We start from the raw sequence: 19,966 nt of genomic DNA, 5'->3' as shown, positions 1-19,966 counted from the left end.
TGCGGCGCGGCTTCACTCTGATGGTGGGGGCTACTCAGGCCTCGTCGAAGAGGCGCAGAGCCATGGCCGTGTGAGTCACGGCGGCACCGGCGCGCAGACCCGCGGCCACCATGCCGGCCTCCACGATCTGCTCGCGGGTGGCACCGGCGGCCTTGGCCTTCTTGGTGTGCACTTCCAAGCAATAGGCGCACTGGGTGGTCAGGGCGACACCAATGGCGATGAGCTCACGGTTCAACGGGTCGATGTGACCACCTTCGTGGCCAAGGGCTGCGTCGAAGGCCGCGAACTTGGAGAACTCCTCGGGTGCGAGCTTCTTCAACTCGCCAAGGAGCTTGAGATCTTCCGGGGAGTGGTAGTGATCAGCCATGAGTCATCCTGCTTCCTGTGATTAGCGGTACTGACTCAATCAGTCTGCGGCCGCGGGGGTCGCGTTGGCCAGCAGTTGACGAACCTGGTCAGGAGCGTCCGAATCCGCGGCAATGAAGTGGGTGTCCTTGGTGACCACGGTGGGGACCGTGGAATTGCCGTCATTCAGTGAAGCCACGTACTCCTTGGCCGCCGGGTCCTCCCAGATGTTGGTCCACGTGGCCTTCAGGCCGTCCTCGCCCAAGCCGTACTCGAGGCGCTCGCAGAAGGGGCACCCGGGGCGCCAGTAGATGGCCACGCCGTTGTTGTCGATGTGCTTGAGTGCTTGGTCTTGCGAGACCTGGGGGTACTCAGGGTTTGCGGGCACGGTGTCTCCTGGAATCGAGGTGGATCGGATCAGTTCAGAGTTATAACGGCAGAGTAGATGAGTCGATTCCACGTCACGTCATAATCGACAAAATCCCAACATGCGAAATATAGAATACAAACGTAATAGGTTTTATTCGGCATTTTCGTTTCACGTGAAAACTCCAGGCTCGGTGCCATGCAGCGGCAAGTTCAGGAATCACTCGGTGATGAGTGACACCATGGATTCATGACCTATCCGGCGCAGAAAACTTCCCCCTCGCCGGGCGGGTCCCCGTGGCGCTTGCCGCAACTGCGACACCGAGTGGCCGTTCCTCTGGTCACGGTGTTGCTGGTTGCGACCGTCGGTCGATTGCTGGTGGTCTCACCGGAAATCACGCACGGGGAGACCGCGTTGCTCGAGGGGCTTGTCCAATACCGCAACGCAGCCTTTGACGCCCTTGCCATGGCGATCCAGGTGGTGCTCTCCAACGCGGGCATCGTGTTGATCATTGCCATGATCACCGGGTGGCTAGCCGTCTTCCGGCGACGACCCTGGATGCCACCGCGTTCCTCATAACGTCCCTCATGGGCTGGGCCGCGATCGGTCTGGTCAAGGTCGCTGCAGAGCGCCCACGCCCGTCTTTGATGACCGGTGATCAACTTCTGGCGCTCGACGGCGCCACCTCCTTCCCATCGGGACACACTGGTGGCGCACTCGCGATCGTGTTGGCTTTGACACTCGTGAATTTCCGCTCTTCCAAACGCAACCGAATTCTGTTGTTCGGTCTGGCGTTTGTGGCGCTTGTCGGATTAAGCCGTATATACGCAACCGCGCATTTTCCGCTTGACGTGCTGGTTTCCCTTCCAGTGGCCTGGGCCGGTGTGATGATCGGCTGTGCAGTAGCGAACGCGTTGGTGCCCGCACTGGCCTATGGATTCGGCTGGACACAGAAGAATGTCACGGTTCCCGGGCCGCGAACCGCGCGTGCGACCACCACCGCGGCTGACGAACGAGGCGCGACTGGCGCGACCGCGGCGTCGTCGTGGGAAGCGCCCGTGACCGCACAGCAAAGCCGCCCGGCCTTCGACCGCGACGGGGCGGAAGAAGACCGAGCGGCCTAAGAACTTCGGTAGCTGCTGGGCGAGTCAGTCGTCCACGGTGTACCCGGCCTTGACGCACAGCACCGGGCACGTGGCCTCCAGCAGGATGCGCTGGGTGGTGGGCGCCATGATGAGCTTGCCCACCGGCGTGCGCTTGCGCGTACCGATGACCAGCAGTTCGGCAGTTACCCGTTCGCACGCGTCCAAAATGGCGTCCGCGGGGTCGCTGTCCGGGTGGACGGACACCAACTCATGTTCGATACCGCTTTCGGCCAACAGCTCCTGATCCTCGGCGGATGCGGCCGGTGACTCGTGCTCGGCGGAGCGTCCGAAGCGCTGCTTGGGCGCGGGTGCCTGAACGATCACCAGCTTGCTGGAGCGCAGTTTCGCTTCGTCAATGCTGGCCCTGAGGGCGGCGCGTCCGGCGGGGGTGGGCAGGTAGCCGACAACAATGCTCATGGGTGTCTCCCTGGTGCGTGTGGAACGGATGCGTTTAGCGGTCGGTGTCTTCCAGGTGTGCCAGATCTTCCGGGTGGTGGAAGCGGGTGCGGCGGCCGGTGAACAGTCGGTCGTAGAGGAAGTTCAGCAGCCAGAGTGCCACACCCAGGCCAATGAGGATCACCGCGATCTGGTACTCGATGGGATCCTGTGCCCACGGGCCCAGCAGGTAGGCGCACGTAATGGTGCCCAGGTAAGGGAGCACCTTGGGTGCGTGGAAGTACGCGTGATCCTCCTGGGACTTGTCACGGCGAAGAATGATCGCAGCGATGTTGACCACGGTGAACACTGCCAAGAGGAGCAACGCGGTGGTACCGCCCAGTGCGGACGCCGTTCCCTTACCCATGAAGTTGTTGACGATCAGGATGAGTCCCATGCCCAGCACGGTGGTGAAGATGATGGAGGTCCACGGTGTCCGGCGCTCGGGGAGCACCTTGCCGAGGATCCCGGGAATCACACCCTGACGCGCCATGCCGTACAGCAAACGGGATGCCATGAGCATGTTGATCAGCGCGGTGTTGGCCACGGCGATGATGGTCAGGAACGGGTAAATCGAATCGATCGGGATTCCAGGCGCGCCGATACGGACCACGTCCAGCAGCGGGGTGGTGGATTCGCCCAATTGTCCGATGGGCACGATGGCCACGGTGAAGATCGAGACCAGAACGTAGACCACCAGGGTGATGCTCAGGCCCAGCAGCATGACGCGCGGGAAGTTCTTGGTGGGGTCCTTGGTCTCCTCGACCATGTTGACCGAGTCCTCGAAGCCCACGAACGAGAAGAACGCCAGGGATGTCACCGCGGTCAGGGCCATGAAGATGCCCTTGTCCTCGGAGGTTTCGAAGACCACGGTCTGGCTGAAGTCAGCGTTGCCCTGAGATGCGGCCCAGAAGCCCACCAGGATCACGATCAGCAGGCCCGTGAGCTCGATGCACGTGAGCACCACGTTGAGTTTCACGGACTCGGAGACACCGCGCAGATTGATGAGCGCCAGGATGCCCAGGAACACCATGGCCACCACGGTGACGCCGAACGGGCTCAAATCCAGGTGGAAACCCTTGGCAAAGTTCGAGGCCACGGCCGATGACGCCGTCGCGGCAGAGGTCAAGCCGGAGCACAGCACGGCGAACGTCACCAGGAAGGTGATGAAGTGAATGCCGAAGGCCTTGTGCGTATAGAGAGCTGCGCCGGAAGCACCCGGTACTTGGTCACCAGCTCCAGGTAGGAGAACGCGGTGATGGTGGCCACCGCGAACGCGATCAGGATGGGTGCCCAGGCGGCACCGCCGATTTCGCCGGCAATGTTGCCGGTCAGTGCGTAGACACCGGTGCCCAAGATGTCGCCCACAATGAACAACAGCAGCAGACCGGGTCCCATGACCCGCTTCAGCTCGTGGGACTCACCGGTTTTCGGATCATTGCCTTTGATACCCGCCGACGGCGCAGTGGCGCCTTGGCCGCGGGATGGTTCGTTGCTCATAGTGACCTCTTGATGCAAGGGGGCGCTGTCCACAACCGTCGGTGAGTCCGGGGGCTGCGAGGCGGTGCCGAGCGTGAATGTTACGTGAAGTCAATGTAGGCGATTCAGGTCACACTTCATAGGGCAACACGAGGTACAGAGCGCCCCGCACCTCACAAAGAGGCGCGGGGCGTTCGAAACGGCCGGAGCGGCGTCGTCGGCGAAGGAATTACCGTACGCCGCGCATGAGGCGCGTGATGGGCTTGGACAGCAGGAAAAGTAAGTCTGAACCGAAACGACCGGATGAAAGTAGTAAAAAAAGAGGATTCGCTGTCAAGAGGACCAGGGAGACTCTGAGAGACCTCTCAAGAACCATCGATGTATCGGCCAAATTAATGGCCAAATGGCTATTTTGAGTGACCTTGTGGGTTGCTAAACTTAGATACGTCAAAAGGATCAGGCAACTTGAAATTAAGATTTCTAACAAAATCTGACCAGTCTCACGACTATAAGTTTCGACACACAGGAGGAACTCGAAATGTTGAAGAAGACAATGACGAGGCTCGTGACGGCCACCGCTGCTGCAGGTGCAGCAATTACGTTGACGGTGGCACCAGCTAGTGCGGCTGGTAAACTGCCGCCAAATATCAAGGACGGGTCAGCAGCTGCAAGCATTGGTTGTTCGCTTATCAATACTATTGGTAACCCATGTTCATGCGGCCTTGATCCAGATTACGTGTTCCAGCATTGTGACAAGAGTGGAAATTACCACGAGACCAGTGCTGAAACAGACGCCGCAAACGCCAAGATAGATGCCGCGAATGCGCATATCGTTGGAGGCGAATTCTAATAAAGACGAAGAGCGGGGGTGAAGGTATCAATATCTTCACCCCCGTCTCATTCTAATTTCCGTGGGTGATGATCAGTCGTTGAAGTCCTCCGGGGCGGAGCCGATACGGCCGTCCTCGCGCGTGAGGCCGTCGATCAGGGCGATCTCTTCGGAGCTGAGCGTCAGGTCCTGTGCGGCCCAGTTCTCCTCGATGCGTTCGGGAGTCACGGACTTGGGGAACACCACGTTGCCGATGGCCAGGTGCCAGGCGATGATGACCTGCGCCGGGGTGGCGTCGTGCGCCTTGGCGATCTGGGCGATGGTCTCGTCCTGCAGATCGGCCTTGCCCTGACCCAGCGGTGACCAGGCTTCGGTCACAATCTTGTGCTGAGCATCCAGATCGCGCATGGCCTTCTGGTTGAAGTAGGGGTGCAGCTCGATCTGGTGTGCGGCGGGGATGTCACCGGTGTCGATGATCTCCTGGAAGCTTCCTCGCCGAAGTTCGAGATACCGATGGAACGGGCCTTACCCGACTTCTTGATCTCTTGAAAGGCCTTCCAGGTCTCCAGGTACTTACCCTTCTTCGGCTGCGACCAGTGGATGAGGTACAGGTCCACGTAGTCCAGGCCCAAGCGTTCCAGCGAACCGTCGATGGCCTTCAGCGCGGAATCGTAGCCCTGGTCGTCGTTCCACAGCTTGGTGGTGATGAACAGTTCCTCACGGGGGATGCCACTCTTGGCGATCGCACGGCCCACGCCTTCTTCGTTGCCGTAGATCTTGGCGGTATCGATGTGGCGGTAGCCGGTCTCGAGAGCCTTGGTCACCACTTCCTCGGCGACGTCCGGTTCGACCTGCCAGACGCCGTAGCCGAACTGCGGAATCGTGTTGCCGTCGTTCAGGGTCAGGGTTGCATTGCGAGGCATGGAAATCCTTTCGTTGGGAAACTGTTTTTAGTGAACTCCTCCGCCTGCCGCCCTGACAAGCGGTTAAGTTATGAGTGAAGTCACGGCCGTCAGGTGCATGTCAGTCAGTCGTGGTGAAATAGAGGTATGAAGTTCAACTTCCACCGTGTCAAGACCCCCGCGTACATCACCTCGATCGCCCTGGTGGTGATCGGTCTGCTGTTCGAGCTCGGCTCCATGCCCGTGTCGGCGTGGATCTTCGTGATCCTGGGCATCGTGCTCAACGTCATGGCCGTTTCGGTAACCGCGGTCAATGACGCACCCCGCGCCCCTCGCGAATATAAGCGCCGCTCGGTGGAAGACGGCACCCGCGTGGTCATCGACCCGGACGTGGACACTGAGCAGCAGGAGACCGTTCCTGCCGCACCTTCGACCTCCAAGGCGAAGTCCACCGCGCCCATCAAGGATGAAAAGCCCGCCAAGCGCATGGGCTCCTCCGCGTTCCGCGCCGGCGCCAACCTGGCCGGCAAGCTGGGCACCCGCCCCTCCGCCGAAGGCACCAAGGACACCCACCCGGTCAAATAGCTTTCTCGACGACGCCGCTGCGTCGCCACGACAACGGCCTCTCACCTTTCGGTAAGAGGCCGTTCGCATGTCCGGGTCCTGCTCGCCGGACGATCAGTTCATCGCCGCGCCTGATAGATCTGGCGGATCCGGGCATCATCCAGGCGGGTTTCGATGCTCACGGTGTTCTCGGGATCGGAGCGTAAGTAGCGCACCGGCCCGTGCGCGCCCACAGTGAGCTTTTCGGAATCGGACGTGTTGTACACGGCGTCGATCGGGGCCTGGAACTTGGGGCCCTGCACCGGGTTCACGGAAAGCACCAGGTGAGCGGTGACTGTCTCCGAGACACCGTTCTCGTCGAAGGGGGAGTCCACGTCCACCTCGCGGATGATACCCACGCCGTAACCGATGACACCCGGCAGTCGAGTAGCGAGATGACCCTGCGCGCGGGCGAAGGCCTTCTTCACGCTGGAGATCCACGTGAGCGCGGCCAGCACCAGGATCACGGCAATTGCGCCCAACCACAGGCCGTTGTTGGTGTCCGCATAGCGCATCCAGCACAGGACAATGGCCAGCGCGGACACCACGGGGATCACCAGGATCATGGAGTTCGCGAGCTTCTCGCGGGTGCCACCTTGGCCGGTGCGGCAGGCGAGGCGGGACTCGCCGCGCTGGTACCGAACGCTGTGGCGCCCGGATCGGAAGCGCCGTCGGCGGGTGATGCGTTACTCGCGGGCGAAGAACCAGTATTGCCCGAGGTCGCGGACGGGTTACGCCGCAGCTCCTGCATGGCTTTAAGATCGAACCCCCGGTCATCAACGGTAACGGGGGTGGGCCAGGTGTCCATGGAATCCATGGTTCCCATTATGGTGGCATGACGTCCTAGAGAGGTGGTCCGTCCATGCCCGAGCGTCCCGCTCAACCCCCGGTCAATCGCGGCCACCGCCCCGGTTTGCTGCTGGTGGGGGTGTTGTTGCTGGGCGCCAACCTCCGCGCCGGCATCACCGCGGTGGGTCCCGTGCTCCCGGACATCGAGCAACAGGGCGGGTTGACCGGGTTCGAGGCGTCGCTGCTCGTGAGCCTGCCGTTGATTGCGTTCGCCGTGATCTCGCCGTTCGCGCCGCGGCTGGCCGAGAGTCTCGGTTTGGAACGCGTCCTGGGCCTGGCGCTCGCCGTTCTCGCGCTGGGCATCGTGATTCGTTCGACGCCGGGGCCCGGCTTCATCTGGCTCGGCACCGTGCTGCTGGGCGCAGCGATTGCCGTGATGAACGTGCTGATCCCCGCGCTGATCAAACGCGATTGGCCGCACAAGATCGGACCCATGACCGGCGTGTACCAGTCGGTCACTGCGCTCACCGCCGCACTCGCCTCCGGTGTAGTGGTCCCCATTGCGCAGGTGGCCCCGTCCGGTTGGCGTTTCGCTCTGGGGATCTGGGCCGGCACGGCGATCATCGGCTTGGCTATTTTTCTGCCCTGGATCGTGGGTCGCCGCACACCCACCAAAACTCTTCCCGGTCGTTCCGAGCTGCGTGACGAACACGGTGCATTACAGACGACGCCGCCCGCTCGCCGCCACGCCAAACTCCCCTTGGGATCCGCGCTGGCTTGGCAGGTCACCGCGTATATGGGACTGCAGTCCACCGTCTACTACACGATGGTGACCTGGCTGCCCGCGGTGCAGGTATTCAACGGTGCGAGCGCGGTGGAGGCGGGTTGGTACACTTCGCGTTCCAGGCGTGCGGTCTGGTGGGCACCCTCTTCACCGCGTCCATGATCCCCAGGACACGGAGCCAGTCGGGGCTGGGCATTCTGTTCACCAGTTCGGCTGTGATCGGTGTGATCGGTCTGCTGACAATGCCCGGGCTCTCACTGCTGTGGGCGCTGTTCATCGGATTCTGCACCGGCGGCGCGATCGTGCTGGCCATGGCGCTGTTCGGGTTGCGCACCGTGGATTATCACCAGGCGGCCGGGCTGTCCTCGATGGCGCAGAGCGTGGGTTATCTGTTCGCTGCGTTGGGTCCGGTCATGATCGGTGTGCTGCGGGACGCCACGGGAACCTGGACCGTCCCGCTGCTCACGATTCTCGGTGTGATCATCGCGCAGGGTGTGTTCGTGGCGCTCGCCGGACGCAACCGCACGCTGCCCGCATAGGGCGAGCGAGCGGCGTCGTCGATCCTTGAAAAGTTATGCGAGCTGGAACGAACGCTTGGACAGACCGATCTTGTAGCCCTCGACCGTGGTCTTCACCGGGCCCTCGGGATCGTCTGCAGCGCCCAGCGTGATGAACAGCGGCGTGAAGTGCTCCACGGTGGGGTGGGCGTAGGGCATGCCGGGGGCGTCGGTGCGGAATCGGGACAGGCCGGCCACGTCACCGTCGTCGAGCAGCTGAGCGGCCCAGGAATCGAAATCCACGGACCAGGACTCGGGCTGGGCCGTGGTCCCCAACAGCAACTGACGAGACGGCATGCCGTGCGTCATGAAGCCGGAACCGACCACCAGGTAGCCTTCGTGGCGCAACTGGCGCAGGTGACGGCCCAGTTCTATCAGGCGTTCGGGGGAGTGCGTGGGCATGGACACCTGCAGCGCGGGAACGTCCGCGAGCGGGTACATGGCGCGCAGCGGAACCCAGGCGCCGTGGTCCAGGCCGCGGTTGTGATCCACGTGCAGGGACTCGGAGTCCGGCATCATCGCGGCGATCCGGGCACCAGTGTTGAGGCGTCCGGGGTGGGATAGGTGAGCTCGTAGAAGCGCTGCTCGAACCCGCCGAAGTCGTAGACCAACGGGGTGTTGGCGGTGGGCGAGGTGATGGACGTGGGGGCATTCTCCCAGTGCGCGGACACCACAACCACGCCGCGCGGCTTGGGCATACTCATCGCCCACTCGAAGAGTTCGGAGAGCCAGAGCTCATCGTCGAGCAGGCCCGGGTAGCCGTGGCTCAAGTAAATGGAGGGCAGGGGTGCGTCACCGTCTTGCCAGCGCGGCTGCGCGGCTGAGCGGGGGACCGATGACATCTCATGGCGGTCGAGAACGGTCATGCTCATGACGGTTACTTCCTTCCAAAATAGTTTCTTTAGCAAGCAACTCTAGGGAACAATATTTGCTGCGTCAATATATTCCACCTAGAATTGAGTGCATGAGCGATACAGAATGGTTGTCCGAGGACGAGCGCGAAGCGTGGCTGGCGCTCGTGTCGATCATGTTCCGCCTGCCCGGCGCCGTGGAAACACAGCTGCGCAGCGAAGAAGACATGTCTCTGGCGGAATACCTGGTTCTGGCGATGCTCTCCGAAGCCTCCGACCACCGGCACCGCATGTCCGAACTCGCGGCCGCTACGAACACGTCCCAGTCGCGGCTCTCGCGCATCGTCGCGCGTATGGAGAAGGCCGGGCTGGTCACCCGCGAAGGCCGCCTCGATGACCGCCGCGTGGTCATCGCCGAAATCACCGACGCAGGGATCGAGCGCATCCAGCAGGCCGCACCGGCTCACGTTCGTCATGTGCGAGAGATCGTTTTCGACCGGCTGAGTCCCGAGCAGGTGGGGCAGCTCGTTGAGATCGGCCGCTCCCTCAACCGCGGACCGGCTGAAGACGTGGCAAAGGGTTTGCGCTCGATCGCGTGACGGGTGGATGAATCAGCAATCGTTCTCTCCGCTGATCCGGGTCTCCTGCTCGGTCAATGGCTTGATCGATCGTCGTGAGTAAAGCTTCTCTCCGCCCCTGACCGCCAGGTCTAGAGTGGCGGGGTGAGTATGAACAACAGTCCGCACCGGGTCATGATGGGCACCGTTAAGGGCCAGGAGTACAAGGGGCGCAAGATCAGTGGCGCCACCATCAAGCGCATCCTGACTTTCGCGCGCCCGCACCGTAAAACCATCGCGCTGTTCATTGTGGTGTCCGTGGCGCTGGCCGTCCTGGGCGTGGTGACACCGGTTCTCGCAGGCCGCGTGGTCAACGCCATTACCGGCGGTCAGGACATCTCCGCTGTGGTGTGGTTGGCCGTGGGGATCGCGATCGTGGCCCTGTTGGATGCCGGACTGTCCGTGCTCAACCGACTGTTGTCCTCCCGCGTGGGTGAAGGTTTGATCTACGACCTGCGCACCACGGTCTACAACCACGTGCAAACCATGCCGTTGGCGTTCTTCACTCGCACCCGCACGGGCGCGTTGGTCTCGCGACTCAACACTGACGTGATCGGTGCGCAGCGGGCCTTCGCGGGAACGCTGTCCGGGGTGGTCTCCAACGTGGTGTCGCTGGCGCTCACCGTGGGCGTGATGGTGACGATCTCGTGGCAGGTCACCGGGTTGTCCTTGCTGCTGCTCCCCATTTTCTTGATTCCCGCCCGCGCCATGGGTGGACGCCTGGCCGGGCTGCAGCGGCAGTCCGCCCAGTACAACGCGCAGATGTCCATCCGCATGACGGAGCGCTTCGGTGCCGGCGGGGCCACCCTGGTCAAGCTCTACGGCGACCCATCGAGTGAGTCCCAACAGTTTGCCGAGCGCGCCGCAAGCGTGCGCAATATCGGCATTCGCACCACCATGCTGCAGACGACCTTTGTCACCGCGCTGACCCTGGTCTCCGCCTTGGCGCTCGCGCTGGTCTACGGCGTGGGTGGTGCCCAGGCGATCCTGGGGCATTTGGACGCCGGCGCCGTCGTCACCCTCGGAATGCTTTTGACCAGGCTATATACCCCGTTGACCATGTTGGCCAACGCCCACATGGACATCATGAGCGCCGTGGTGAGCTTCGAGCGCGTGTTCGAGGTGCTCGACATCAAGCCCCTCATTCGCGAAGCACCCGATGCCCGAGCTATTGACGCTGGGCCGGCATCCGTGGAGTTCGACGACGTCCAGTTCGCCTACCCCTCGGCCGAGCAGGTTTCGTTGGCATCCCTGGAGGATGTGGCGGTTCTGGATTCGCGGGGTGGCGAAGAGGTGCTCCACGGGATCTCCTTCAACGCCCAGCCCGGTCACACCGTGGCCTGGTGGGGTCCTCAGGGGCCGGTAAATCCACGATCGCCCAGCTCGTGGCCCGCCTGTACGACGTCGATACCGGCGCCGTCCGCTTGGGTGGCCAAGATGTCCGCGAGACCACGTTCGAATCCCTGCGGGACACCGTGGGCATGGTCATGCAGGACGGCCACCTGTTCCACGACACGATCCGCGCGAACCTGGCCCTGGCTCGGCCGGAATCCACCGATGAGGACCTCTGGCACGCCCTGGATCGCGCTCGTATGAAGCACGTGATCGAATCCCTCCCGGACGGCCTGGACACCGTGGTGGGAGAGCGCGGTTACCGGTTGTCCGGTGGTGAGCGTCAGCGCCTGACCATTGCTCGGTTGCTGCTTGCCCAGCCACGCGTGGTCATCCTGGACGAGGCCACTTCCGCACTGGATTCCACCAACGAGGCGCACGTGCAGGCTGCCCTGAGCGAGGCCATGATCGGCCGTACTGCCATCGTGATTGCCCACCGACTCTCGACCATTCGCCAGGCAGACCAGATCCTGGTGATCGAAGCCGGGCGGATCGTGGAGCGCGGCACGCACCAAGAACTGCTCGAAGCGGACGGTCGTTACGCGGAACTCTATGAAACACAGTTCTCCACCACCGAGTGAGCGAGCCTAATCTAACGTCATGCCGATGAACGTCTCACTTCCCGACCAGTTGTTCGAGGAACTGGGCATTACGGGATCACATGCAATCGCCGTGGTGCTGTCCGCGGTGGGGATCTACGTGGCTTTCCTGCTGTTCGTGCGCATCTTCGGTCAGCGCGTACTCATGGCCATGTCGACCTTCGATGTGGTCGTCACGGTCATGCTCGGATCGGTGGCCGGCCGTGTGATCCTTGGTCACCCGCCCACATTGACCAGCGGCATCCTGGGTCTGGCCACCCTGTTCATTCTGGAGGCCGTGTTCGGCCAGCTGCGTTCCTCGATGCGCGTGCACAAACTCATGAACAGCCCGGCACGGTTGCTCATGATCGGCCCGGAGATCCAAGAGAAGACGCTCAAACGCTCACACATCACCATCTGGGAATTGCACGGGGCGTTGCGTCGCGCGGGTGTTCGTTCCTACGAGGAGATCGCCTGCGTGCTCCATGAGCCCGGCGGCGGTATCAGCGTGCTGCGCCGCGGCGTTCCCATCGACCCCCAATTGCTCACGGACGTGGCCGGTGCCGACCGGATTCCCGCCGAGTTTCTCGCCGCAGACGAGACTGCCGATGACCACCGGAGTGATCATCGGCAGGCCTGAGGCACGGTCTGGGTTCAGCTTGGCGGGCCTTCATGCGCGGGTTCTTCTTGTTGATCACGTAGGTGCGGCCGCGACGTCGCACGATCTGGGAACCGGGAATCTTCTTGAGCGCGCGTAGCGAATTACGGACCTTCATGGTGTCTCCTTTGTGGTGTGTGGCGGGTTGTCTTGAAAGGGGTTGGCCGGGGACGGCTCGTTCGGTGGGCCACCCGTGGCGGCCTGAAGTGGTTCGTGCAGTTGCCCGCCGTCCAGGAACGACCCGGTGACCGCAATCGCGCAGCCACACAGCCCATCGGGTAACAGCGAGACGTGTTGCGCGGATCGGCCCGGCAGGGCGTTCTCCGCAGTGCTCGCGTTCAACACGGACGCGATGTAGTCGAGCGTCATGGGTTCCGGCTCCTTGGGTTCGAACCACACGTGCGGCCCCACCCCCTCGATGGCCACGGTGCGGGACGGATCCGCGTGGAAATGCACCGTTCCCCGCACGCGGCAGGCGCCGGCGACCATCGTGCCCAGGCGCGATGGAACATCGCGGGTCCACAGGCTGGGAGGTGCGCAACACGACGGTCGATGCCGCGGCGCCGTCGTACTCGGGAATGCTCCCCGGACTACGCCGCTGCTTCGCGGCGTGTTCGTCGAAGCTCGCGAACATCCCGGCGTGCGTGGAGGAGCTGCGGCGGGGCGTGGCCGTGGCATCCACGATGGTCAGGTGCGGGGCGATCTCGCCGATGAGTTCTATACCGCGTTCCCAGCGATCGGGATGATGCGGCGCCAGAGCGGCATCCAGGTTGTTGACCGCGAGCAGGCTGGAGCTATAGGCAACTTCCGCGGCCAGGAACTCACCGGTGGTTCGGCAGTATTCCCGTTCGGGTATGAAGTGGGGCTCGCCCTTCTGGGTTGCATGGACGGTGGGAAGTTCAGGACGCGAGTCGACTTCCACGGCGGGGGACACGTCCCACAGGGTGTCTTCCACGGTTTCGGGATCCACGGCGAAAATCACCGACTGAACGTGGACCTCCGGGGATTCGGGGGCTCGTCCCGAGGGGCGCAGTGCGGCCACGGCTTCCTCTGACGGGAACCCCATGGGGAGCAGCAATACGGTGAGCTCATCATCTGCGGACGCGGAGGTTTGTGGGGCCACGTGGTGGGCAAGGTCGTGACGAGCTGCGGCGTCCTGGTCCGGGTGGCCGGCATGCGCGACGTCTAGTGGCGACGCGTGTAGGAAGCGGAGGTTTCCGTTGCGGTGATGCTTGCGCATCAGGCGCCGTCCGCAGTGATGTCCCACCGGATGAATTCAGCCGAGGGCCAGCGGCGGGCCAGGTACTTCGCGGCAGCCAGGCGTGCCAGGGCATCCAGGGAGCTGACGATGACGAAACGCATGCCGCCACTCTAATAAGAATGGTTCTCAAAAAACAAACGCATGACAACACCACGAAATAAGGGAGCACACTGATGATCTCCCTGGATAGGATGAATGCACGTCACGGAAGGGACTTCAAGGGCATGACCGAAACGGCCATTCGCTATTCAGGCGTGAGCAAGGTGTACCCCAACGGGACCACCGCAGTGGATCACCTGGATCTGGAGATCCCCACCGGCTCACTCACCGTGTTCGTCGGTCCTTCCGGCTGCGGCAAAACCACCTCACTCCGCATGCTCAATCGCATGGTGGAACCCTCCTCCGGCACGGTGGAGGTCAATGGTCGCAACGTGGCGGACATCCCCGCCGCGCAGCTGCGCCGTTCCATGGGCTACGTGATGCAGCAGTCCGGGCTCATGCCCCATCGCACGGTGGAAGACAACATCGCCACGGTGCCCCGATTGAACGGGGTCTCCAAATCCACGGCGCGTGCCAACGCTCGCGAACTCCTCGGGTCCGTGGGTCTGGACGAGTCCCTGGCCACCCGCTATCCGGCGCAGTTGTCCGGCGGCCAGCAGCAGCGCGTGGGCGTGGCTCGAGCGCTCGCCGCAGACCCGCCCATCCTGCTCATGGACGAACCCTTCTCCGCGGTGGACCCCGTGGTGCGTCAGGACCTGCAGCGCGAACTCCTGGACCTGCAGAAGCGGCTACACCGCACCATTGTTTTCGTCACCCACGACATCGACGAGGCCATTACTCTCGGAAACCGCGTGGCCGTTTTTGCCCGCGGCGGCAAACTGGCCCAGTACGCCACTCCTGAGGAGCTGCTGCGCGCACCCGCCGATGACTTCGTGGCGGACTTCATCGGTCGTGATCGCGGCTTCCGTTCCCTGACCTTCGACCGCGCACCCGTGGCCGTCCACCCCGTCACGGTGCTCAACGCGGAGACCGGCCAGCGCTCGCGGGTCGATTCCGGCCACGGCGCGTCCGCTCCCTGGGAGCCGACGGCGCTCAGGGCGGTTCTCACGACGCCGCCGACCACGTCACGCACGCCGGCGTGCGAGACGGTGCGGGAACGGCGTCGTCGGAGGGTTGGATCCTGCTGGTCAACGAACGGAACGCACCGCTGGGATGGCTGCCCCTGGACGGTGCCGGGACCCCGGCGCCGCGCGAAGAGCTGCGCGTGGGTGGCACGCTTTGGCGCGCCGGCGATTCACTGCGTACCGCCCTGGACGCCGCGCTGTCCTCGCCCTCCGGCCAGGCCGTGGCCGTTCACGAGGACGGCTCCGTGGCCGGCATCCTGCGCGGTGACGAAATCATGCGGGCAATCGAGGAGCAACGCAACGAGCGCTTCGACCGGCGGGAGCAGCCGTGAACTGGCTGTCGAATAATTGGTCGACCGTCTTCGAACTCACGGGAACCCACCTGCTGCAATCGGTGATCCCCGTGGTCGTGGGGCTGCTGATCTCGGTGCCCCTGGCCCGGCTGGCCGCGGGTAGCAAGTGGCTGCGGCCACTGTTCGTGACCGGATCGTCGCTGCTCTACACGATTCCCTCGCTCACCCTGTTCGTGGTGTTGCCGCTGATCCTGGGCACCCAGATGACGTCGCTGATCAACGTGATCGTGGCGCTGACCCTGTATGTGATCGCCATTTTGGTGCGCTCGTGCGTGGACGCGTTCGAGGCCGTGGACAAGGACATCCTGCAGGCCGCCACGGCCATGGGTTACAAGCCCGTGCGCCGCTTCTTCGGCGTGGAACTGCCGCTAGCGGTGCCCGTGATGATTGCGGGCCTGCGTGTGGCCACGGTGTCGAATATTTCCATGGTGTCGGTGGGCGCGGTGATCGGCATCCAATCCCTGGGCACGTTGTTCACGGACGGGCTGCGGCGCTCCATCATGTCCGAGATCGTGGTGGGCATCATCGCCACCGTGATCCTGGCCGTGCTGCTGGATCAGCTGCTGCGCTTGGTTGGTCACGTGCTCACTCGGTGGCGCCGGGCGGGGCAGGTCAGTAACGGCAATGGAGGCCGGGGACGGCGCGGTGACGGCACAGGCAAGCGCTCTGTTGCTGGCCACGAGACCGAGACTCAGGACGAAGACTCCCAGCGCGCCCGCTCCATTGCCAGCGTCGAATCAGGGGGTGCCAAGGCATGAACCTGATCGACCAGGCCATCGAGTTCCTCACCGACCCCACCAATTGGACCGGCGCCTCCGGCATCCCGCAGCGCATGCTCGAACACCTCGCTACACGGGCCTGACCATGGCCATCGCCCTGGTGATTGCCGTGCCGCTGGGGCTGTGGGTGGGTCACACCGGGCGCGGAAGCGGCGTGGTGGTCGGGATTACGGGCGCTCTGCGATCCCTACCACGCTGGGTCTGCTGACCTGTTCACCCTGCTCATGGGGCTCGGCCTCATGCCGCCCATCCTGGCCCTCGTGCTGCTGGCCATCCCGCCCATCCTGTCGGCACGTACTCCGGGATCGCCTCGGTGAATCCCGCGCTCGTGGACGGTGCCCGCGCCATGGGCATGACCGAGCGGCAGACGCTGACGCGCGTGGAAATCCCCGTGGCGCTGCCCGTGATCCTGGGCGGTATTCGCAACGCGGCGCTGCAGGTGCTCGCGACCGTGACCATCGTGGCCTACATCAACTTGGGTGGCCTGGGGAGATACTTGATCGACGGGCTGGCCGTGCGCGACTACTCACGCATGCTGGCTTCCGTGGTGCTCGTGGCGGTGCTCGCGCTCGCCGCAGATGCAATATTGGCTCTGATTCAACGCCTGGTGACCTCGCCGGGGCTCAGATTGGCAGGAGAACGCTCATGACCTTTTCACTTATTCGGCGCGCGGGCGCGTGGCTGGCCGGGTTCTTCGCCCTGGCGCTCGTGCTCACCGCATGCGGCGGCGGTTCCGATCCGCTCGACGATTCGGGTGACGACGCCGCTTCGGGCGGGTCTTCGGAGTCCATCACCGTGGGTTCGGCGGACTTCCCCGAATCCCAGGTGATCGCGGAACTGTACTCGGGTGTGCTGAAGGACGCCGGGTTCACCGTGGAGACCAACGCGGGCATCGGCGCTCGCGAGGCCTACACCGGCGCCATTAAGGACGGTTCCGTGGACGTGGTTCCGGATTACTCCGGCAACCTGCTGCTGTTCGTTGATGAGGATGCTACTCAGTCCTCCGCCGAGGACATCATGGGAGCGCTTCCGGGTGCGCTGGAAACCGAGGGGCTGTCCGTGCTGGAAGCCTCCGACGCCGAAAACAAGGACTCGTTGGTGGTCACCCAGTCCACCGCGGATGAGCACTCCCTGAAGTCCATCGAGGACATGGCGCCCGTGTGCGGCGAGTTCATCATGGCCGGCCCGCCCGAGTTCCAGGAACGCGCCTACGGCGTGGATGGCCTGGAAGAGAAGTACAACTGCACCTTCAAGTCCTTCGAGCCCATCAATGACAGCTCCGGCCCCCTGACCGTGCAGGCCCTCACGAGCGGTGACGTGCAGGTGGCCAACATCTTCACGACCACCCCGGCCGTCGAAGAGGAGAACCTGGTGGTTCTGGAGGATCCCAAGAACAACTTCATCGCGCAGCAGGTGCTGCCGCTGACCGCTCCGGACCGCCTCCCGCAGGAGGCCCAGGACGCGCTCAACGAGTTCTCGAGCAAGCTGACCACCCAGGATCTGATCGATCTCAACCGCAAGGTGAGCGGTGAACAGCAAATGAACCCGGCTGATGCCGCCGCCGAATGGCTCTCGGACAACGACTACCAGTCCTAGTTTCCACAGGGGATGTCCACAGTACGTGGGCATTGGGCGAAACAGAGGTTGACCTGCTCAAACACAGTGTTTGAGCAGGTCAATTCTCGTTCGACACGCCGCAGTGTCCACACCTGTGGATAACTCTGTGCACAACCTGTGCAGTAAACGTAGGGTTACGGAATGCGACACGTACGCGTCACCTTGTTAGCGCACTAACGAAGGTGTCTATGCTGGGGAAGCCACGATTCATCGGATGGTGGCACTGTCCGAAAGGGCTCGGCGTCAAGGGGGATCTCGAGCTCGGAACCACCTCACACAGTGGATTGCGCAGTGCGTGAGGAGACCGAGGAGACCGCACCATGTATCAACAGGAAATGATCCTCCCGACCGTCACGAGCCGCGACGAGCTCATCGGTGCCATGAAGCGGCGCCTGAGTCAGGACGACCGTGTCAGTACTGCGGACCGCGAGGTCTTCCTACGCAGGCTCAGCAAGTACGCCGGTCAGCTCGTCACCGGGCTGCGCGCCGTCTATGGGGAGCGCACGGATTTCTGGGATCTGGCCGCGGCCAGCGTGCTCACGGCGTGGGACTCCTATGCAGCGCGCCCGGAGGGCCTCAAGGAACTCGATGTGGAGCGCGAAGACGAACCGTCGTGGTTCCTGTCCCGTGAAGCTGTGGGTGGTGTCTGCTACGTGGACCGCTACGCCGGTTCCATTGCCGGACTGCGTGAGCGCATCCCGTACTTCAAGGAATTGGGCCTCAATTACCTGCACCTGATGCCGTTGTACGAGTGCCCCGAGGGCAATTCGGACGGCGGCTATGCCGTGTCCTCCTACCGGCGTGTGGATCCGGCGCTGGGCACCATGAACGAGCTGGCACAACTCGCGGAAGAACTACGCGCGGAGGGTATTGCCCTGGTGCTGGACTTCGTCTTCAACCACACCTCCAACGAACATGAATGGGCCCAGGCCGCCGCGGCGGGAGACCCGTTCTACGAGCAGTTCTACTGGATTTATCCGAACCGCATCGTGCCCGCCCAGTTCGAGGAAACCGTGCGCGAGATCTTCCCTGATGACCATCCGGGGGTGTTCACCCGTGTGGATGCCACCCCCGCCGGCCGCGCCGCCAGTGGTTCGGAAGAGGATCCCCGCTGGGTGTGGACCACGTTCCACCGTTTCCAGTGGGATCTGAACTATTCCAATCCCGCGGTGTTCCGGGCCATGGCATCCGAAATGCTGTTCCTGGCCAATCAGGGTGCGCAGGTGTTGCGGCTGGATGCGGTGGCGTTCATCTGGAAGCAGTTGGGAACTACGTGCGAATCCCAGCCGCAGGTGCACGATTTGCTGCGTGCGTTCAAGGCGATGGTCAAGCTGGCCGCCCCCGCCACGGAGTTCAAGTCCGAGGCCATCGTGCACCCGGACGAGGTGGTTCGCTATATCCACACCGACCAGTGCACGTTGTCGTACAACCCGCTGCAAATGGCTCTTGGGTGGGAGGCCAGCGCGACTCGCAAGGTTGCCCTGCTGCAATTGGCGCTCAACGAGCGGCACGCTACTCCTGAGGGCACCGCCTGGGTCAATTACGTGCGCAGTCACGATGACATCGGCTGGACGTTCTCGGACGAGGACGCCGCTCGGCTGGGGATCAACGGACACGATCACCGCCGCTTCTTGAACGGCTTCTACACCGGCCGGTTCGAGGGCAGCTTTGCCCACGGTGTGGCGTTCCAGGACAACCCGCGCACCGGGGACTGCCGGATCTGCGGCACGACGGCTTCTCTCATGGGTTTGGAGACCGAGCCCGGCCCGGCGGCGGACCGCATCCTGTTGGCCTACTCGCTGGCCATGAGCACCGGCGGGGTTCCCTTGATCTACCTGGGGGACGAGGTCGGTCAGCTCAACGACCCGGACTGGGACCACAACCCGGACAATGCTCTTGATGCCCGCTGGGTCCATCGACCGGAATACTCGCAGTCCGATTACGAACGGCGCCACGATCTTTTTTCCGTGCAGGGGCGCATTTTCGGCGGCATCCAACGAATGATCTCGGTCCGACAACAGACCGAGGAGTTCGACGGCACCCGGCTGATCCCCTTCGAAACCCACAACCCGCACGTGCTGGGCTATCAACGCCCCGGCGAACACAGCGTGGTGTTGTGCCTGGCCAACTTCAGTGATTGGTCACAGTTCGTGACCGGGGAAACGCTGTCCGGATTCCTGCCCACCGGCGTGGAATTGCACGGTAACGGCACCCTGGACCTGCGCAGTGGCATCTTGTTGGACGCGCATAGTTTCTGGTGGATCCGCGTCATTCCAGTTCAGAAGAATGCGGTCCATTCGCGGGAAAGTGCAGAAAAAACGGCCTGACTCGCGGTCCCAATGTCCAGAAAACCCCGTCCTGCGTCTCAGGGCGGGATTTTCTTTTGCCGTACTTTTCCATGCGCCCGAACGGGTTATCCACAGATGTTGTCCACACGGTGGAAAACTCACACGGTTGTGATTCCACCGGTGTGACGCACGGATGTTCGACTTGGAGGCGAC

General features: G+C 63.2%; 20 protein-coding genes and 5 pseudogenes. 14 read left to right on the top strand and 11 right to left on the bottom strand.

Annotation, left to right across the window (positions count from 1 at the left end; genetic code table 11):
• Positions 1-34 precede the first annotated feature (34 nt).
• Complete coding sequence (locus YO9_RS0102210; RefSeq protein WP_016996055.1) at positions 35-367, bottom strand: carboxymuconolactone decarboxylase family protein; 333 nt, start codon at positions 365-367, stop codon at positions 35-37.
• 39 nt (positions 368-406) lie between these two features.
• On the bottom strand, positions 407-733 hold the full coding sequence (locus YO9_RS0102205; RefSeq protein WP_016996054.1) for a glutaredoxin domain-containing protein: 327 nt from the start codon (positions 731-733) through the stop codon (positions 407-409).
• A gap of 228 nt (positions 734-961) precedes the next feature.
• Between YO9_RS0102205 and YO9_RS16370 the strand changes: the two genes are divergently transcribed.
• On the top strand, positions 962-1,291 hold the full coding sequence (locus YO9_RS16370; RefSeq protein WP_016996053.1) for a hypothetical protein: 330 nt from the start codon (positions 962-964) through the stop codon (positions 1,289-1,291).
• An 8-nt stretch (positions 1,292-1,299) separates the two neighbouring features.
• Positions 1,300-1,836, top strand: a complete 537-nt coding sequence (locus YO9_RS16365; RefSeq protein ID WP_016996052.1) for a phosphatase PAP2 family protein — start codon at positions 1,300-1,302, stop codon at positions 1,834-1,836.
• Positions 1,837-1,860: 24 nt separating this feature from the next.
• On the opposite strand, the gene YO9_RS0102195 is transcribed toward YO9_RS16365, so the two are convergent.
• The gene (locus YO9_RS0102195) at positions 1,861-2,274 is read right to left on the bottom strand and encodes a universal stress protein (protein WP_016996051.1); all 414 of its coding nucleotides are present in this window, start codon (positions 2,272-2,274) and stop codon (positions 1,861-1,863) included.
• 34 nt (positions 2,275-2,308) lie between these two features.
• Positions 2,309-3,690: pseudogene (locus YO9_RS0102190) on the bottom strand (APC family permease).
• Between the two features lie 619 nt (positions 3,691-4,309).
• Here YO9_RS0102190 and YO9_RS16360 point away from each other — a divergent pair.
• The gene (locus tag YO9_RS16360; RefSeq protein ID WP_223285971.1) at positions 4,310-4,621 is read left to right on the top strand and encodes a hypothetical protein; all 312 of its coding nucleotides are present in this window, start codon (positions 4,310-4,312) and stop codon (positions 4,619-4,621) included.
• Between the two features lie 72 nt (positions 4,622-4,693).
• On the opposite strand, the pseudogene YO9_RS0102185 reads toward YO9_RS16360, so the two are convergent.
• Positions 4,694-5,523 (bottom strand): annotated as a pseudogene (locus tag YO9_RS0102185) (aldo/keto reductase).
• 126 nt (positions 5,524-5,649) lie between these two features.
• On the opposite strand from YO9_RS0102185, the gene YO9_RS0102180 reads away from it, so the two are divergent.
• Entirely contained in the window at positions 5,650-6,087 is a 438-nt protein-coding gene (locus YO9_RS0102180) for a hypothetical protein (protein ID WP_016996049.1), read from the top strand.
• A gap of 98 nt (positions 6,088-6,185) precedes the next feature.
• On the opposite strand, the gene YO9_RS0102175 is transcribed toward YO9_RS0102180, so the two are convergent.
• A complete protein-coding gene (locus tag YO9_RS0102175; protein ID WP_016996048.1) occupies positions 6,186-6,671 on the bottom strand; it encodes a hypothetical protein in 486 nt (161 codons plus the stop codon).
• On the bottom strand, positions 6,668-6,913 hold the full coding sequence (locus YO9_RS16355) for a hypothetical protein (RefSeq protein ID WP_223285970.1): 246 nt from the start codon (positions 6,911-6,913) through the stop codon (positions 6,668-6,670). Before YO9_RS16355 ends, YO9_RS0102175 begins: the two co-directional genes overlap by 4 nt.
• 54 nt (positions 6,914-6,967) lie before the next feature.
• Here YO9_RS16355 and YO9_RS0102170 point away from each other — a divergent pair, with 54 nt between their 5' ends.
• A complete protein-coding gene (locus tag YO9_RS0102170) occupies positions 6,968-7,840 on the top strand; it encodes an MFS transporter (protein WP_223285969.1) in 873 nt (290 codons plus the stop codon).
• The gene (locus tag YO9_RS16350; RefSeq protein ID WP_223285968.1) at positions 7,813-8,217 is read left to right on the top strand and encodes an MFS transporter; all 405 of its coding nucleotides are present in this window, start codon (positions 7,813-7,815) and stop codon (positions 8,215-8,217) included. The genes YO9_RS0102170 and YO9_RS16350 overlap by 28 nt, the downstream gene beginning before the upstream one ends.
• A 33-nt stretch (positions 8,218-8,250) precedes the next feature.
• Here YO9_RS16350 and YO9_RS16345 read toward each other — a convergent pair whose 3' ends face one another.
• Together YO9_RS16345 and YO9_RS16340 are read right to left on the bottom strand one after the other, a co-directional pair.
• Entirely contained in the window at positions 8,251-8,754 is a 504-nt protein-coding gene (locus YO9_RS16345; protein ID WP_262925540.1) for a DODA-type extradiol aromatic ring-opening family dioxygenase, read from the bottom strand.
• Positions 8,751-9,107 carry a class III extradiol ring-cleavage dioxygenase family protein gene (locus YO9_RS16340; RefSeq protein ID WP_223285967.1) on the bottom strand — a complete coding sequence of 119 codons (357 nt, stop codon included), beginning with the start codon at positions 9,105-9,107 and terminating at the stop codon, positions 8,751-8,753. Before YO9_RS16340 ends, YO9_RS16345 begins: the two co-directional genes overlap by 4 nt.
• Positions 9,108-9,199: 92 nt before the next feature.
• Between YO9_RS16340 and YO9_RS0102160 the strand changes: the two genes are divergently transcribed.
• The 3 genes and pseudogenes from YO9_RS0102160 (at position 9,200) to YO9_RS0102150 (ending at position 12,313) form a co-directional block, all read left to right on the top strand.
• Positions 9,200-9,685: a MarR family winged helix-turn-helix transcriptional regulator gene (locus YO9_RS0102160; protein ID WP_016996047.1), complete on the top strand. Its 486-nt coding sequence runs from the start codon at positions 9,200-9,202 to the stop codon at positions 9,683-9,685.
• Between the two features lie 153 nt (positions 9,686-9,838).
• A pseudogene (locus tag YO9_RS0102155) lies at positions 9,839-11,676 on the top strand (ABC transporter ATP-binding protein).
• Positions 11,677-11,701: 25 nt separating this feature from the next.
• Positions 11,702-12,313: a DUF421 domain-containing protein gene (locus tag YO9_RS0102150; RefSeq protein WP_016996046.1), complete on the top strand. Its 612-nt coding sequence runs from the start codon at positions 11,702-11,704 to the stop codon at positions 12,311-12,313.
• A 19-nt stretch (positions 12,314-12,332) separates the two neighbouring features.
• Here YO9_RS0102150 and ykgO read toward each other — a convergent pair.
• Together ykgO and YO9_RS19530 are read right to left on the bottom strand one after the other, a co-directional pair.
• A pseudogene (gene ykgO / locus YO9_RS16335) lies at positions 12,333-12,449 on the bottom strand (type B 50S ribosomal protein L36); the annotation flags it as partial.
• A gap of 1,121 nt (positions 12,450-13,570) precedes the next feature.
• Positions 13,571-13,693: a hypothetical protein gene (locus tag YO9_RS19530; protein ID WP_016996043.1), complete on the bottom strand. Its 123-nt coding sequence runs from the start codon at positions 13,691-13,693 to the stop codon at positions 13,571-13,573.
• A 123-nt stretch (positions 13,694-13,816) separates the two neighbouring features.
• Between YO9_RS19530 and YO9_RS20415 the strand changes: the two are divergent.
• From YO9_RS20415 to YO9_RS0102110, 5 genes and pseudogenes are all read left to right on the top strand, one after another.
• Positions 13,817-15,048: pseudogene (locus YO9_RS20415) on the top strand (ABC transporter ATP-binding protein).
• The gene (locus YO9_RS0102125) at positions 15,045-15,827 is read left to right on the top strand and encodes an ABC transporter permease (protein WP_016996042.1); all 783 of its coding nucleotides are present in this window, start codon (positions 15,045-15,047) and stop codon (positions 15,825-15,827) included. Before YO9_RS20415 ends, YO9_RS0102125 begins: the two are co-directional and overlap by 4 nt.
• Before the next feature lie 334 nt (positions 15,828-16,161).
• On the top strand, positions 16,162-16,497 hold the full coding sequence (locus tag YO9_RS21260; RefSeq protein WP_016996040.1) for an ABC transporter permease subunit: 336 nt from the start codon (positions 16,162-16,164) through the stop codon (positions 16,495-16,497).
• Positions 16,494-17,444, top strand: a complete 951-nt coding sequence (locus tag YO9_RS0102115; protein ID WP_016996039.1) for an ABC transporter substrate-binding protein — start codon at positions 16,494-16,496, stop codon at positions 17,442-17,444. The genes YO9_RS21260 and YO9_RS0102115 overlap by 4 nt, the downstream gene beginning before the upstream one ends.
• 341 nt (positions 17,445-17,785) lie before the next feature.
• Positions 17,786-19,792, top strand: coding sequence for an alpha-amylase family protein (locus YO9_RS0102110; RefSeq protein WP_016996038.1), 2,007 nt, complete (start codon positions 17,786-17,788; stop codon positions 19,790-19,792).
• Positions 19,793-19,966 lie beyond the last annotated feature (174 nt).

The organism is Kocuria atrinae C3-8 (assembly GCF_000286355.1).
GTDB lineage: Bacteria > Actinomycetota > Actinomycetes > Actinomycetales > Micrococcaceae > Kocuria > Kocuria atrinae_A.
This window is presented reverse-complemented; position numbering and strand designations above follow the sequence as displayed.